Source organism: Bdellovibrio sp. HCB290 (genome assembly GCF_047305925.1).
In the GTDB taxonomy this organism is placed as follows: Bacteria; Bdellovibrionota; Bdellovibrionia; order Bdellovibrionales; family Bdellovibrionaceae; genus Bdellovibrio.
On the sequence record NZ_CP178620.1, the window covers coordinates 3683104 to 3697056 of the forward strand.

Consider the following 13953-nt stretch of genomic DNA (forward strand, 5'->3'; position numbering starts at 1 on the left):
GTGAGTGTCTGTGAGAATTTTTCTTATGGTCACTCACGATGATTTTCTAAATTCTTTTCTAAGCCGCTCCCTTTCCACAGACTCGTTCAAGGTGTTTTCTCTTGCAGGAGATGCCTCGAATCGCCGCTATTACCGCGTGGTACACGACAATCAGTCCTGGGTATTAATGCGTTGGGAGCCTTTTGATCCAGCGAACTATCCGCTGATGAGCGTCCTTAATCATTTTGCCAAAAACGGCGTTCACGTTCCAAAAATTGTGGCTATGTCCCCCAGCGAAGGACTTATTCTTCAGGAGGATTTGGGCGACTTGATGCTGGAAAGAAAGTTTTGGGAAAGCCAAAGCCACGAGTCTTCCATGGAGTGGTACAAGATGACAGTAGATGAGGTCGTAAAGATCCATCATAAAGCCACACTTGATCATGATCCCAACTGCTCTGCCTTTAAGATGAAGTTTGATACAGAGAAATTTCTTTGGGAAATGAACTATGGCAAAGACAACTTATTGGCCGGCGTGCTGAAATTTCCTTTCAATGAAAAAACCAATAAAGAAATTTCCGATATCTTTTTGGATGTCTGTTCAAGATTAGATGCTGAACCAAAGAGAATTGCTCATCGCGATTATCACTCCCGCAATGTGATGATCAAACTTGATAAAGTTCATGTAATCGACTTCCAGGACGCGCGCCTCGGTCCGATTCAATATGACCTGGTTAGTCTGATGCGTGATTCATATGTCGACATGAGTGACGAAATGGCAAACAAGCTGATTAACTATTATTTGGAACAATCAAAGCAGTATCTACCGAAAGATTTCTCTCGTGAACACTTTGATCGTATCTATGAGCTTCAATCCATTCAGCGCTGCTTTAAGGCGTGCGGCAGCTTCGCAAGCTTCTTCCATCAACGTGAAGATCGTCGTTACTTGAAGTACCTTTCAGGCACCCTAAGACGCGTTATGAAAGCGATCAATGAGTTCCCAGAGTATAAGGTCTTTGCTGACATTCTAATTGATTCAGGTGCGCTTGAAAGAAAGTACGAATCTCTATGAATGTAATGCTTCTTGCAGCTGGTGAAGGCACCCGCCTTCGCCCTTATACGAATTTGTTGCCCAAACCTGCCATGCCATTTTTGACTTTGCCACTGGCGGCTCACTCCCTGGGTTTTCTGCAAGAAGTTTCCATTTCCAAACTGGTCGTGAACACCTATCACCTGCCAGAAAAGATCCACAGCCTTTTCAACAGAATTAACCACGGCGCCAACAAACTTGTTTTCTGTGATGAGGTTGGTGAAATCCTGGGAAGCGGCGGCGGTTTAAGCAATGCCCGTGAGCACTTAAAAGGTGGCGGCGATTTCATCATGATGAACGCTGATGAAGTCATTCTTCCAAAAGATTCCCAAATACTTTCCAAAGCCATTGCCCACCATCAAGCCACTGGCGCACTTTCAACTTTGATGGTTATGAATCATCCTGAAGTTGGCACCAAATTCGGTGGCGTGTGGACTGACGACTCAGGCAACATCAAAGGCTTTGGCAAAACAAAAATCGAAGGCAGCGAAAACGCATGGCATTTTATTGGCGTTCAGATTCTGTCTGAAAGAATCTTTAACTATCTTCCTGAAAAAGGTGTTTCAAACATCCTTTATGACGGTGTGATGGCAGGTGTTGCGAAAGGCGAAAAGGCCCAAGTTTTTCCTTTTGAATGCACCTGGTTTGAAACCGGAAATCCCGCAGATCTTTTAGAGGCTTCCAAGCATTGCTTGGAAATTCTAGTGGCACCTGACTCCCCGGAAAAACAGGCGCTTGAGAAAACATTTGCACAGTTTGCTACATCACGGATTATCACGCAGAATTTCAATCAAGCCCTTCTACAGTTTTCGTCAGAAGCTGTGATTGATAACAATTCAAAATTTTCGGGTTTTGTTTGCGCCGGATCCAGAACAGTCATTGGTAAGGACTGCTCGCTTGAAAATGTCATTATCGGGGATGATGTGACGGTTGCTGACGGCACTCGCGTCAGCAACACCATCTTATTATAGAACTATTTTTTTAAATCAATATCAGCTGCACCAAAAAACGAGTCCTGACTCTCTTTTACTTTATAGCGTCGGGACATCATCAGAAAGATACTATCAGCGGCAACGCCAATCGGCTCTCCGTTATAGTTCTTACTCATTCCTGCAGCAAGTCTGGAAGGATCTTTATCAAGCAGGCTTGAAGACCCACCTGATCCGGCACCCGCATAACCTGAATAGCCACCCGAGCCCGAAGACTCTGAATTGCTTGGTGAGCGCGAACCTCCACCGCCGCCTTCTTCATATCCATTAACTGCCGTTGTAGATCCGATTTTAACTTTCTCCAGCGCTTTCTTTTCAACTTGTGCTGACCCCGCCATCGCAGAATCAATTGCACCCTGAGGAAGACCTGCCGCTGCCATCCCCGCCGGAGATGACATATCAGAAACATTATAAGTGCTGCCATCAGGGGAAGTGATTTTCGTAGCTGAACTGTTCACCAGTCCTTTTGCCTTCAAGTCACTAAGTCCCGCCTCAGCTTTCTTCATATAATCAGAGCCAACAGCCGCAACAGATTTGTATTCAGGATCATTTGCCACTGAAGAATTGTAATTTCCATTTGAACCATAGGCGTCTGACAAATCGCCCGTATACATGGACTGCGCCGCTTTATTGCCGTTTTCCTTTGCCTGTTTCATCGATAGAATCGCCATTGCCGTGAATGCAGCGGCCACCGCACAAGCACTTTTGTCATCCGATGAACAACGAGACCAATTGATCGCAGCAATTCCAAACTCTGTAGCACTGGCCACGGCATTAAATGCCTCGCCCTTTTTATTTGATTTTGCCGCATCATTTGCAGAGCTGTTCACAGCAGGCTGCGCGGATTTAGTCGTCGAGGACGACGTCCCATCGACCCCGGATGTTGCCAACGAATACGCTGGAGACATCGAGATACTTAGAATACAAACCGATTTAGTTATGGTTTTAAACATCTTCATTCTGTCCCCTAGTTATTTAGTAAAGAAGACCGGTTGTCCTGATAACGTTCACGAACTTTTTCCCAGTTGGATTTACCACCCTGGCCAGTAACTTCCTTACTTGCATTCGTAGCGCCGCCATTCATTTTTAAAGGATCTTTCGCACCACCGGGCAAATAGCTGCGGTATCCGGACTTGTCCCCGTCACCATCACCACCAGAGCCCCATGCTCCACCTCCGCCACCACCACCGGAGCCGCCAAGGATATTTGTATCAAGCGCTTTTTGTGCATCTTTGCCTTCGCCCGCAGCGCCACTGCCACCGAAGCCACTGCCACCACCCAAGTTGGCGCCGCCACCACCGACAGGAGCACCCACACCACCAGCAGAACTAGATGGGCTGCGAGCACCGCCTAAATCAGGTTCACCACCGCCGACAGCAAGGTCAGCAGCCGAAAGACCATCTTTACCAGCTTCTGTACTTCCAGCAGACAAGGCAGAAAGCCCACCTTCGGAAGCGTTCATGGAGGCTCTAGCTGCAGTAGATCCGCAACCTTCAAGCATTGGATTTTTTAAACAGATACACTCTGGAAGATTCGCATTGGATGCAACCGCACACTTTTCAGCGGTTGTTTCTGATCCCGCAACCGACGAATCAGCATTGGAAGCATCTTCGCAACTATTTGCTTGTTTGATCGCATTTACGACACCATAAATACCTGTGCCTGCGGACAGTAAAAGTTGTGCGTATTTACTTGTACAAATCTCTGTTTTTCCAGCGATTGATTGAACATCCTTTGGCGCAAGTTCTTGCTTAGCCAAATTCAAAAGAGTTGCACGCAAATCCGCATAGCGACTCATGCTTTGAGCACATGACGGATCCTGATCGTTCTGACATTTATAGTCACCAGATAGGGCCTGCTGCAACTGGGGCAATGCCTTCATACTTGCACTACAATACCAACCACAGTGACCTTTTGCTGCACCACAAGCTGCGGTGTACGCAGTCAAGGCAGCTTGTGCAATGCCCATTGCCTTACCCATTGAGCTACAACTGTCCTTTACTGCTGCAGCTCCAGCTACCGCCATCAAGGAATTAATCGCAGCGACTCCATCCTGAATATTGGGACTTAAGTTTGACAGGCAGGCGTAAGCAGCCGCTTTCTGGCCATTTACACAAGTATCCCAGTTATCCAGATACTTCCAGTAAGCGGCATCAGCTGCTTTGAATTTCGTATCCAAAATTTTTCCGTTCGCCAATCTTTTGTATTCAGAAAAGAATTTCATGAAGTCAGCTTTGGTTGCAACCAACCCGCCGGCTTCCGCCTCATTCATGTCCTGAGCTTTGGTGGTGTCGCTAGCTACAGTGCTTGGTGCCGCTGAACCTTGTTTTTCCTTTTCAACTTTGGCTTCACTACTATGCCTAGTAGGTTCCGCCGCAAAAGCGGGTGAATACACGAAAGACATTGTGAAAAGAATCGTAAACACGCGAAGAATCGCATTTCTCATAGATATTCCCCTACCTGTCTCTTTTCGGACAAAAGTCAGAGAATCTTAAGTGTCTCATTTCGAGAATATGCGAATGAAACTAGAAGTCAGACGGCGGTAGATTCTTGATCTTGGCACTGCCCGAGTTATCTCCACCCAGTTGCAGCTCAGAGTTCAAATAATCCGAGGAAATCATTTTAACTGAATAGCCCGTACTGCCACCCACTATACAATTCCCCGAGGTTGGTGGAGCAGGAGTTTCACCATCGTATTTTGGCTCGATTGTACATTTACCTAACTTGTCGGTGTTTAAAGAGTAGTCAAGCAAGCCATTGTCAGCCCAGCCGGTAAGCACGTTCTTCCAGTCTTTGGAAACATAGGTTAGCTTTTGATCGATATCAAGCTGCAGTTCCCGAATCTCTGGATTCTTTAGAACCTTAAACTGATCTTTCACACTGAATGCTTCCAGGTTTTCACCACCCTGATTATAGTCCTTGTGATAGCCAATATCAGGGCGCACCAGTTTATCGAACCCCGCCACAACTTTAGGAATGAACTTATCTTTAATGCGCTTGTAGTAGTTGTGATAAAAATCCGGTTCGATGGAATAGTAAGCCATGTCGAACTGATCCGGAAGAACTGCTAACAATTCCAAATTTCTAAAGCGCGATGGCCCGCGGGCCTCTTCGCTCCACGCCAGAAGGTCTCCATTTCCTGAACTTTGTTTGGCAAAATCAAATGGCAACTGCTTCCAGTGGTCAAAGTTCGGAGCATTGTCGCGAAGATCCGCAGTCGTGTTAGAGCGATTCTGACTCCAGGTCGGATCCAATCTGAAAATTGCGCGACCAAACTGAAACAACATGTTTCGACTTTTCAACCCCACGGGGTCACCAACAAAGCGACTATAGTTACCTGCCCGTGTCGCATCCTTGGGATTACCGATATTACCAGTATCGAAAATTCTTGGTGGAAGGTTTTCATCCATCTTACCACCGCCCGTTGACTTCTCAGAACCCGACGGCCATTGCGATTCATACCACGGACCCATTCGGCCACCGAACGGTTTAAAGAAGGCCCGCGCTTTTAACTGGACAGCCCCGAGTGGAGAGAATGGAATATTTGGAGTGGATGTGGCACTGACCCCAACATAAGCCATGCACCATGGATTCTTTTCGACACCCATCGAATAGTTGTAGGGATCTTCAATATTCTGGCGAAGTCCGACATACTGGGAGAGCTCACTGATCTCTCTCCATAGTGGATGCCCCTGATCCTCACGAACTTCGCGGGGCCAATTGTTTGGATCTGCTGCCAGCTCCTTTGGAACAGAGTCGATACGGTTCGATTCCTGACGACATTCCGTATCGATATAGTTGAAAGCCGGAGCAATTCTGATCGGCACCAACCATTTTGCTGGCATCTTATCAGAAGCGGGATTGTTGCAACCCTCAGCCCCCAGTGAATTATAGATCTGCACCTTCAGCTCACTGTTATTGTTGGCAGAAGTCAGATTGTTTCGCAAAGTCTTCACCATTCCGTCTTTTACGCTGTCCCCGTCCAAATCATAAAAGTCACTGGTATTGTTACTCATTGATCGGGACATCGCCGCAATCAACAACATCCGATCACCCTGATCGATGTTATAAGCCACTACGTACTGAGCAAGAAGACGGTAGTTAAATGCACCGAAGTAACGACACCGCTCAAAGGCACGACTTCGCAGTAGCTCTGTGGCATTACTGATCGCCGCATTGATACTATGGTGAAAGGCAATCGGTTTACTTTTCTCAAAAATCCTAATGCCACTGTTCGTTTTTAAGTATTTACACGTATTCTCGCCATCCGGCATCGGTTTAAAGGGAACATAGGTTGCACAGAATGAAGGAGCATCGTAAAAATCCCTGGCACTCATGTTGATGTCATCAGTATCCGCAGACCCCGGTCGCAATGTCAGTCCCCGTGTCGGATCTTTCAATAGCGGATGTTCCTCGAAATCCCCGGCAGTTCCGATCATGCGATAACGCCAAGCAAGTAATTTCCAGCTTTGACGTATCTGATAGTTCACATGTGCGATGGCGTTCATGTTTTCAGCCTGCTTCATCGCTCCGTAGTACGCGGCAAAATCCACAGAGTTTTGCAGGTTGATCTTGTGGTGGACCAGAAGTCCGACATTGACCACCATGGCAAAAAAGATAAACAGAATTTGGAATATAAGCGCAACAAAAAGTGCCACCTGACCTTTGCGATTTTTCAGTATTTGAATAGGTGGTGGTTGGCTTTTCTTCATGTCGTTTGATTATTGTCGCGTATAGCATGCGCAGAGGCAATAACTCGACCTTGAAAACTTTGACTTGTTCTATAGTGAGATGACAGACTTTTATCCAAGACAACCAAGAGGAATCTCGACGATGGTCCGTATAATTCTAACAGCACTTACTGTCTGCTCAATAGTCACTGCTCCGCTAACTTCCGGCGCAGCCGTTTTGTTTGAGGGATATTCAAAAATCAAAGCCGGCGAAGATCACATCGGTTATGTGATCAGTCGCTATGAGTTTGATGATAAGAAAAAGCATTTCATCAGCACTTACTTTATTAAAACCGGAAAAGGCACTACTGAAACGACCGAAAGCCTGAAAGCAGTTGCTGATTCTGAACTTGCGCCGATTTCTTATGAATACACCTCGCTTGCCGGCAAAGAATCCAAAACGATCGACGCCAAGTTTAGAGCAGGCGCTATGACTGCTTTGGTCAGCACGAACGGCAAAGCTTCGAAGATTGAAAAGAAGATTCCCAAAGGAACTTTCCTTTCCACTTTCCTAGTGTATCTGATGCTAAAAAGTAAAGAAGGTCTTCGCTCTGAAACCAAGTATGAGTATCAGGCCATCGCAGAAGAAGATGCCGGAATAGCTAAAGGTCAGGCCTTGGTCGGCAAAGAGCAAACGTACAATGACTTTAAGGTCTTTAAAATTCTAAACACCTTCAAGGATTCAAAATTCCTAAGTTACGTCAATGATCGCGGCGAAGTGATTGGCACCAGCGCCATGGGCACTGGAATTTCCACAGAACTTGTGGCTACTCCCGCTGAAGCAACAAACGGACAATCCTACAGTGCCGTTATTTTGAAAACTCTTTTTGGAGCCGTGCCAGCCGGTACTCAAAACGTCGTTGCCCAGGGAAAAAAGGCAAAACCAAGTACTTTGCCGGCAACCACAATCAGTGCTCCTGCAGCCGCTCCATCTCAAGCTACACAACCAGAAACTGAACCAGGTCAATAATATGGGTATTAATCAAGTTATCGGACAGCACATGTTCATCGGTATTCAGGGCCACGCACTGACGGCAGATGAAAAGAAATTTATCGTTGAAAAAAACATCGGTGGCATCTGCCTTTTCGGAAGAAACGTGGCTGATCCAAAACAAGTTCATGACCTGTGTGCGGAAATTCAATCTTTGCGTCACAGACAAGCTGACAAAGCTCCACTTTTTATCGGTATTGATATGGAGGGTGGACGCGTTCATCGCTTGAAGCCACCTTTCACAATATGGCCAGCCCTAAGAAAACTGGGTGATTTGGATGCGCCGACGGTTTCCTTTCACTTTGCAAACAGAATGGGCCAGGAACTAAGATCCGTAGGCATCAATTTGGATTTTGCACCTTCTGTGGATGTATTCACCAACGAAGCCAATAAAGTTATTGGTGATCGTTCAATCAGTTCTGATCCGGAAATGGTTGCAAAGCATGCCTCTGCCCTGGTTCGTGGTTACATCAAAGCTGACATTATCACCTGTGCAAAACATTTCCCTGGTCACGGTAATACGCTTGTCGACAGTCACGAAGATCTGCCTGTCGAAAATCTGGATAAAGCGCGCCTTGAAAGCTGCGAGCTGATTCCATTTAAGAAAGCCTTCAAATCCCGCGTCGACATGGTGATGACCTCACACATAAAATTCCCGAATATTGATCCCGAATGGCCAGTTACTTTGTCAGAAATTTTCGTTAAGAAAATGATCAAGGAAGAATTGCGCTATCGCGGACTGGTAATCACAGATGATTTGGGAATGAAGGCCATGTCAGCGCACTATGATATCGAAGAAATCCCGGTTCGCGCTTTGCAGGCTGGCTGTGATTTGCTTTTGTACTGCAACGAATTTGATGTTCCACCGATTGCTGTCGAAGCTCTGTTGGGCGCGGTCGCTCAAGGCTCTTTGGATCAGGCGCAGTTGGAATCTAATCACAAACGCATTCTGGAACTTAAAAAAGCCAAGATCGCGAATCCGGATCCATTGCCAATGGAAGAAGTGATCAAGATCGTTGGTCACGCTGAGCACTTAAAAATTGCTTCGGCGATCAACAGCGGCATCACTCCGGAAGGGTTACTTCCAGAGTAACAGTCATGAAAAAAATACCCACCCCCCTGCCGCCAGCCTAAGCCTGCAGCGCCTGGGGTTGGCCTGGGAATTGATAATGCTCCTCTTATTGGCAGAGGAGTTTTTATGAGTTTCGACCGTAATAACGAAAATATTGAGAATGATAAGCAGCTTAGCCTGTTCACTTCGGGAACGGCTGGTTTGGATTTCATTCCGGACTTTAAAATTCCTGTCCCCCGCCCCCCAGAGGCTAATAAATCCCCACGCTTTATAACCATGTCCGTGGCTCTGCATATCGCAGCGGCGGCATCCATGGCTGTACTAAGCGTGCCTTTGATGAATGAATTTAAAACTGAAACTATCACCATCGAGCTTGAAGAGCCTGTCCTTCACCAAGCCACAAAAGGCGCTGATGTTGAGCCGACTCAAGGTGGCGCACCAGCAAATGTTACTGCTGCTGCTCTTCCGGAAAAGCTTCCTGCGAAAGCAGTTCAGTCAGCTCCGGCAGCCCCAGTTCAAAGTGCGCAAGCAGCTCCACAAAAGAGTGTCGTTGCCGCACCCGTGGCTGTTGAAGATGTCACTTTGCCAGAACCGAAGGACGACCTTTTCGCTGCTGAAGTAGCAGCACCGAATGTTGCAGGTTCGGCTAAACCAGCCGCTGCGGACCAAACGGCGAAAGCTGCACCTGCAAAAACGAACTTCAAAGCCGTACCTATGTCGATCGACGACATCAATTCTCCAGAACTTGATGCTGGCGAAATTGCGAATCAAAAAGCCGACGCCAACATTGGTGAAGACCTGAATAAAGATTTCGACGATATCGATACGAAGTCTGCAAGCAAGCTTGCTGATGAAGAAGATAAATTGAACGCCATGGCAAGCGCCCTTAAAGCCGACCATGACAACGAAATCCAATCACTGGAAGAACAAAATCAGGCTCAAGCTGCTGCCTTGGCAGAGTCACAAAAAAACTTGCGCCAGAAGAATGCAAAAGCTGTTGCCTCGGCGATGGCTTCTGAACGTGCTGCTGCTGATGCGGCTGCCAAAGATAAAGCCGCCAAAGAAGCAGCCGCTCTTGCTGCAGCTAATTCTGCCATCAACGGCAATGGAAATGGTGGCAACGGCAATGGCAAAGGTGAAAAAGCGGGTAACGGTGCTGGAAATAATGGACTTGAAAAAGCAGGTGAAGAAATTGCCGGTGCTCCGACAGGAGTTAGAAGCCTGGATCAATTGAAACAGATGCCTGGAAATCAAAGACCTCAATACAGCGAAGACGAACGTCTTCAAGGTCATCAGGGCAAAGTCAGCTTTGAGGCCTACATCACCAAAGAAGGCTTTCCAGTTCAGTTTAAGATGAAACAATCCACGGGTTTTAGAAACCTGGATAAGAAAACCCTGGCCGCTTTGAAAACCTGGAGATTCTATCCAGGACAAGAAGGCTGGGTTGAAATGCCATTTTCGTGGGACTTAAAAGGTGGCGTTCAGGAAGTGAAAGGCCGCTTAAGAACGGCAGTCGGCCAACTGTAAGCTGAGTGTAATAGGTCAGATAAAAGCTGATCTCAATCAGCACAAACGCAAAAAGCCTTTGGTAAACCCAAAGGCTTTTTAGTTTTCAAAGCACGAGGCTAATTAGTCTTTGAAAAGAGTTTTAGCAGACTTAGTAGTACCTTTAGTACGGATAGCTGCTTTACGTTTTTTACCGCTAGTTGTTCTTTTTTTCTCGCGAATGTATTCAGTTTTTTTAGTTTTAGAAGCCACGGTTTACCCCCGGAATATTAATTAAAACTCCGGCCGTGCCGAAGTGCGCTATTAACCGCCTATGCCGGGATAGGCCAGACGGAACGAGTTAACTATCAAAATGGAATAATCAAGTCAATCGAATGCCTATAATCTGATGAATTTTGTGTATTCCCGTAATAAGCGTAGTTCAGGCGGAACCTAGGGCCGCTGAATCCAGCCCCCAAAGATCCACGTGGCCGGGACTCCTTAAAATCGTCGGAAAAGCCAAATCGGAAGACTATAAAGCGATTTATGAAGGTTTCAAGGCCCAAACCCATGTATCCCTCGGAATCGGCATCTGCCCGAAAACGGGCTGCGCTTTGATAAAGATAGTTAAATCCGGCACCCACTTTGGTTTTCCTGCGGATTTCCTCGGGGGTGTTCGTGTCCGGCCCAAACAGGTTATATCCAACCAAAGCCAGGCCGATATGGTCCACCGGAGTATATAGAATGCCCAAATCTGCATTAAACGAAGTGTATGACGTCAGCGGCAGACTTTGTTCAATATAATGCCCCGTCAGACCCACCGACCATTTATCCAAAAAGAATTCTGCCATAGTGACTGCGATATCGTGCTCTTTCAACTCGCCCAGAGTTTCCAGATCTGTAGTTCTTTGCACATAGGCAGCTGCAGCAGGAATTGCACTTTCCTTTGTGTTATCACTCAAAAACGCCGCGAACTCATTCTCTGCAAATGATGTGAAAAAAAATCTTCCGCCCAAATGAGCCATGGTTGCGGGATTCAGAAAGCTGGCATCTCCGGGCTCCACAGCCGCACGTCCAGTTCCACCCGAAGCTACTGATGCCGAAGAATTATAAACTTGGGCTACTGCTTGTATCGAGCTAACATAAAGCAGAAGAAAAACAGAAAGTTTTTTTACTAAGCTCAAAGGATGGAGCATGAATCAACACCTCGCGCGCATCATATGCACTGTCATTTTGGTCGTCACATACTATCAATCAGTTCACGCCTACGCCAACAACTTTACCGCGAAACAAATAAGAACCGGTGACAATCTAATCAATATCCTAAGAAATCATGGTTTCAGCACTCGCGAGCGCGAAATAGTGCTGGCGGCTGACGTGGGTTTGCGCCGTCTATTTCTGACTCTGGACACCAGATATCTGGTTCGCAAAAGTCCCGGCGAGATCGAGATTCGCATGTTTGATTCTCAAACCTCTGATGCATTTCGCATCGTAAAAAAGAACGGCAAAGTGCAGGCGGGTCAGTATCATCCGAAATTCAAAACCACTGCCCTGCGCATTGATGGAAAAGTTCATGGCTCAGTGTTGGGTTCCATTCTGCCAAAAATTAACAGCAATTGGGTTGCGACGCGCTTTATGGATGCCTATGCATTCGATATCAAATCCTTCCGCAATCTGCGCCGTGGAGCTCCTTTCTGGTTCACCGTGGAAAAAAAGTATGAAGAAGGACAGTTTGTAAAATACGGAGAGATTCTGCAAACTTCACTAGAGATCGATGGCGAGCCGGTTCGCAAAAAGTTTGTTAAGTCAAAATACGGTGGCGTGTTTTTCAACGACCAGGATCTGCAGGAAAAACGGGCCTTTTATGCTCCGGTGAATTACATAAAAATCGCCAGCACCTTTCAACCCAACCGCCTGCATCCCATCACCCGCAGAAAAGTCCCGCATCTGGGTGTGGATTTTGAACTGCCGATTGGTGAACCCGTACTTGCAGCCCGCAAAGGCATCGTGGTCCGCTATGGTCACAATCGTGCTGCCGGCAATTACATAGTTCTGCGCCACGCTCATGGCGTCGAATCCTCCTACAATCACCTTTACAAAATTGATCGTAAAATCAAACAGGGCTTAACGGTTGCAGCGGGTGACAGAATTGCAGAAGTCGGATGCACAGGTTACTGCACCAGAGCGCATTTGCATTTTGCAATTAAATTGAATGGCCGAATGGTGGATCCGTTGAATTATATCAAGCCGTACCCGAAGAACATGCATCAGGTACTGGCTTCGCAGGTTGCGCAGAATTAGTTCTTAATACAGATCGTTGCGTAGTTCGCGCAACGTTTAGTCGGAATAATCTGGTTTGGATATGCCGAAGACACATTGCCAATAAGGGGATTGTAACAAGCCGCCGCCGCATTGTACTCCACACCTTGAGCGACGTTATTCACAGTGTTTTCCACATAGCATGAAGGCACTGTCGCCTTGGGAACCATACAACCGTTTGTGACATTCACATCCCACTGGTCTGCGCGGAAATGGCGACGAACAATTTCAATTTCGCCGCGAAGAGCAGCGTTGCCCGCAATCTCGGAAGCAGTGTGCGCCGGGCAGGAGGCTGCATCACGAGTCAGGTAAATTTTGTATCTGCGATTACAGTTCCATGCGGAGGAAATCACATTTCCTGATTTCAGGTCCACTTCCTGAAGGACATGCAGAACATTAAGCGGAGAAAAACCGTTCGCAATACCCAAAGGCTGACCAAAGGACATGCGATATCCACGACCGTAAGCAGATGCTTTATTACCGGATCCTGAATTAACCACTGCACCGATATTTGAAGCGTCATTCAAGTACGTCATCGTCAGCTGCCCCTGCAACTGCAAAATGTCGCGGAGACTTTGTGAAATACTTTGATCAGAATTAAACTTTAAATTCGCTTCCAGTGTGCGCGAATTTGTTGAGAACGGGAAATAGCGAACCATTTGCCCTCGAGCACCCAACAAGGATTCCATAATGTATGACGATGACAGTACGTCAGCCATTGGAATGATATCCGTGTTCAATGCCAAACTGCCGTTTGCCGAATAAACGCTGGTTAAGTTCGTACGATCACGAACTGCCATCGTTGGCATCACATTAATATTTGCTGGCGAGTCTCCCAAGTACTCTGCATATTGAGCCTTCGTCACTGAGGTCGCCGGGTAAATCGGAGAAAAATTTGCATCAACGTATGAATAGAAACTGCTTGGTACGGTGATCCCTTGGGATGAATAAGCACCGGCACGAATTGCGTAATAAGCGTTGCTGGAAATCAAAGTGCGCTCGGCACATGAGTTATAGGAAATTTGATCAAAGCCACCATCAAACGCAAAAGGAATTCCCGTGATCTTATTTGCGACCGACGATCCGTACTTTGACGTAAGCGCCGCGTCCAAACTGCCGTAATCACCGGTGTCATCCAAAGACGAATCGAAACCCGCCTTTCCGCAGTTTTGAAAGGAAACAACAAGCGCCAATGAGGCAGCTATGACCCCGGCGATTTTCACCGTTGTTTGCTTGTTTGGCATTTTCATGAACATTCCCCCGTAATTTAACGATATCACGACACTGGGAACTCTTATGAC

At 46.8% G+C, this 13953-nt stretch carries 12 protein-coding genes; 6 read left to right on the forward strand and 6 right to left on the reverse strand.

From position 1 onward, the window contains the following. The first annotated feature begins 10 nt into the window (after positions 1 to 10). Together ACLVWU_RS17990 and ACLVWU_RS17995 are read left to right on the forward strand one after the other, a co-directional pair. Positions 11 to 1048: an aminoglycoside phosphotransferase family protein gene (locus ACLVWU_RS17990; RefSeq protein WP_413576275.1), complete on the forward strand. Its 1038-nt coding sequence runs from the start codon at positions 11 to 13 to the stop codon at positions 1046 to 1048. Further along, complete coding sequence (locus tag ACLVWU_RS17995; RefSeq protein ID WP_413576276.1) at positions 1045 to 2037, forward strand: sugar phosphate nucleotidyltransferase; 993 nt, start codon at positions 1045 to 1047, stop codon at positions 2035 to 2037. Before ACLVWU_RS17990 ends, ACLVWU_RS17995 begins: the two co-directional genes overlap by 4 nt. Before the next feature lie 2 nt (positions 2038 to 2039). Here the strand turns inward: ACLVWU_RS17995 and ACLVWU_RS18000 are convergent, their stop codons facing one another. The 3 genes from ACLVWU_RS18000 to ACLVWU_RS18010 all read right to left on the reverse strand — a co-directional run bounded on the left by ACLVWU_RS18000 (position 2040) and on the right by ACLVWU_RS18010 (position 6767). After that, positions 2040 to 3014, reverse strand: coding sequence for a hypothetical protein (locus ACLVWU_RS18000; RefSeq protein WP_413576277.1), 975 nt, complete (start codon positions 3012 to 3014; stop codon positions 2040 to 2042). Between the two features lie 8 nt (positions 3015 to 3022). Further along, positions 3023 to 4501, reverse strand: a complete 1479-nt coding sequence (locus tag ACLVWU_RS18005) for a hypothetical protein (protein WP_413576278.1) — start codon at positions 4499 to 4501, stop codon at positions 3023 to 3025. Between the two features lie 79 nt (positions 4502 to 4580). Next, entirely contained in the window at positions 4581 to 6767 is a 2187-nt protein-coding gene (locus tag ACLVWU_RS18010; protein WP_413576279.1) for a TadE/TadG family type IV pilus assembly protein, read from the reverse strand. Positions 6768 to 6888: 121 nt separating this feature from the next. On the opposite strand from ACLVWU_RS18010, the gene ACLVWU_RS18015 reads away from it, so the two are divergent. From ACLVWU_RS18015 to ACLVWU_RS18025, 3 genes are all read left to right on the forward strand, one after another. After that, a complete protein-coding gene (locus tag ACLVWU_RS18015; RefSeq protein WP_413576280.1) occupies positions 6889 to 7755 on the forward strand; it encodes a hypothetical protein in 867 nt (288 codons plus the stop codon). 1 nt (position 7756) lies between these two features. Further along, positions 7757 to 8869: a beta-N-acetylhexosaminidase gene (nagZ, locus tag ACLVWU_RS18020; protein ID WP_413576281.1), complete on the forward strand. Its 1113-nt coding sequence runs from the start codon at positions 7757 to 7759 to the stop codon at positions 8867 to 8869. A gap of 105 nt (positions 8870 to 8974) precedes the next feature. Beyond that, a complete protein-coding gene (locus ACLVWU_RS18025; protein ID WP_413576282.1) occupies positions 8975 to 10375 on the forward strand; it encodes a TonB family protein in 1401 nt (466 codons plus the stop codon). A 102-nt stretch (positions 10376 to 10477) separates the two neighbouring features. Here the strand turns inward: ACLVWU_RS18025 and ACLVWU_RS18030 are convergent, their stop codons facing one another. Both ACLVWU_RS18030 and ACLVWU_RS18035 read right to left on the reverse strand, forming a co-directional pair. Further along, a complete protein-coding gene (locus ACLVWU_RS18030) occupies positions 10478 to 10606 on the reverse strand; it encodes a hypothetical protein (protein WP_413576283.1) in 129 nt (42 codons plus the stop codon). Positions 10607 to 10701: 95 nt separating this feature from the next. After that, positions 10702 to 11529, reverse strand: a complete 828-nt coding sequence (locus ACLVWU_RS18035; protein ID WP_413576284.1) for a hypothetical protein — start codon at positions 11527 to 11529, stop codon at positions 10702 to 10704. Between ACLVWU_RS18035 and ACLVWU_RS18040 the strand changes: the two genes are divergently transcribed. Further along, positions 11528 to 12634, forward strand: a complete 1107-nt coding sequence (locus ACLVWU_RS18040; RefSeq protein WP_413576285.1) for a M23 family metallopeptidase — start codon at positions 11528 to 11530, stop codon at positions 12632 to 12634. The two genes, ACLVWU_RS18035 and ACLVWU_RS18040, sit on opposite strands and share 2 nt — an antisense overlap. Here the strand turns inward: ACLVWU_RS18040 and ACLVWU_RS18045 are convergent. Then, positions 12631 to 13902, reverse strand: coding sequence for a hypothetical protein (locus ACLVWU_RS18045; RefSeq protein WP_413576286.1), 1272 nt, complete (start codon positions 13900 to 13902; stop codon positions 12631 to 12633). The genes ACLVWU_RS18040 and ACLVWU_RS18045 overlap by 4 nt on opposite strands. Between the last annotated feature and the right edge of the window lie 51 nt (positions 13903 to 13953).

Coding starts and splice junctions, on each gene's coding strand:
- ACLVWU_RS18035 (WP_413576284.1), bottom strand. CDS start 11,529: ATGCTCCATCCTTTGAGCTTAGTAAAAAAACTTTCTGTTTTTCTTCTG.
- ACLVWU_RS17995 (WP_413576276.1), top strand. CDS start 1,045: ATGAATGTAATGCTTCTTGCAGCTGGTGAAGGCACCCGCCTTCGCCCT.
- ACLVWU_RS18040 (WP_413576285.1), top strand. CDS start 11,528: ATGAATCAACACCTCGCGCGCATCATATGCACTGTCATTTTGGTCGTC.
- ACLVWU_RS18000 (WP_413576277.1), bottom strand. CDS start 3,014: ATGAAGATGTTTAAAACCATAACTAAATCGGTTTGTATTCTAAGTATC.
- ACLVWU_RS18015 (WP_413576280.1), top strand. CDS start 6,889: ATGGTCCGTATAATTCTAACAGCACTTACTGTCTGCTCAATAGTCACT.
- ACLVWU_RS18005 (WP_413576278.1), bottom strand. CDS start 4,501: ATGAGAAATGCGATTCTTCGCGTGTTTACGATTCTTTTCACAATGTCT.
- ACLVWU_RS18025 (WP_413576282.1), top strand. CDS start 8,975: ATGAGTTTCGACCGTAATAACGAAAATATTGAGAATGATAAGCAGCTT.
- ACLVWU_RS18045 (WP_413576286.1), bottom strand. CDS start 13,902: ATGAAAATGCCAAACAAGCAAACAACGGTGAAAATCGCCGGGGTCATA.
- nagZ (WP_413576281.1), top strand. CDS start 7,757: ATGGGTATTAATCAAGTTATCGGACAGCACATGTTCATCGGTATTCAG.
- ACLVWU_RS18010 (WP_413576279.1), bottom strand. CDS start 6,767: ATGAAGAAAAGCCAACCACCACCTATTCAAATACTGAAAAATCGCAAA.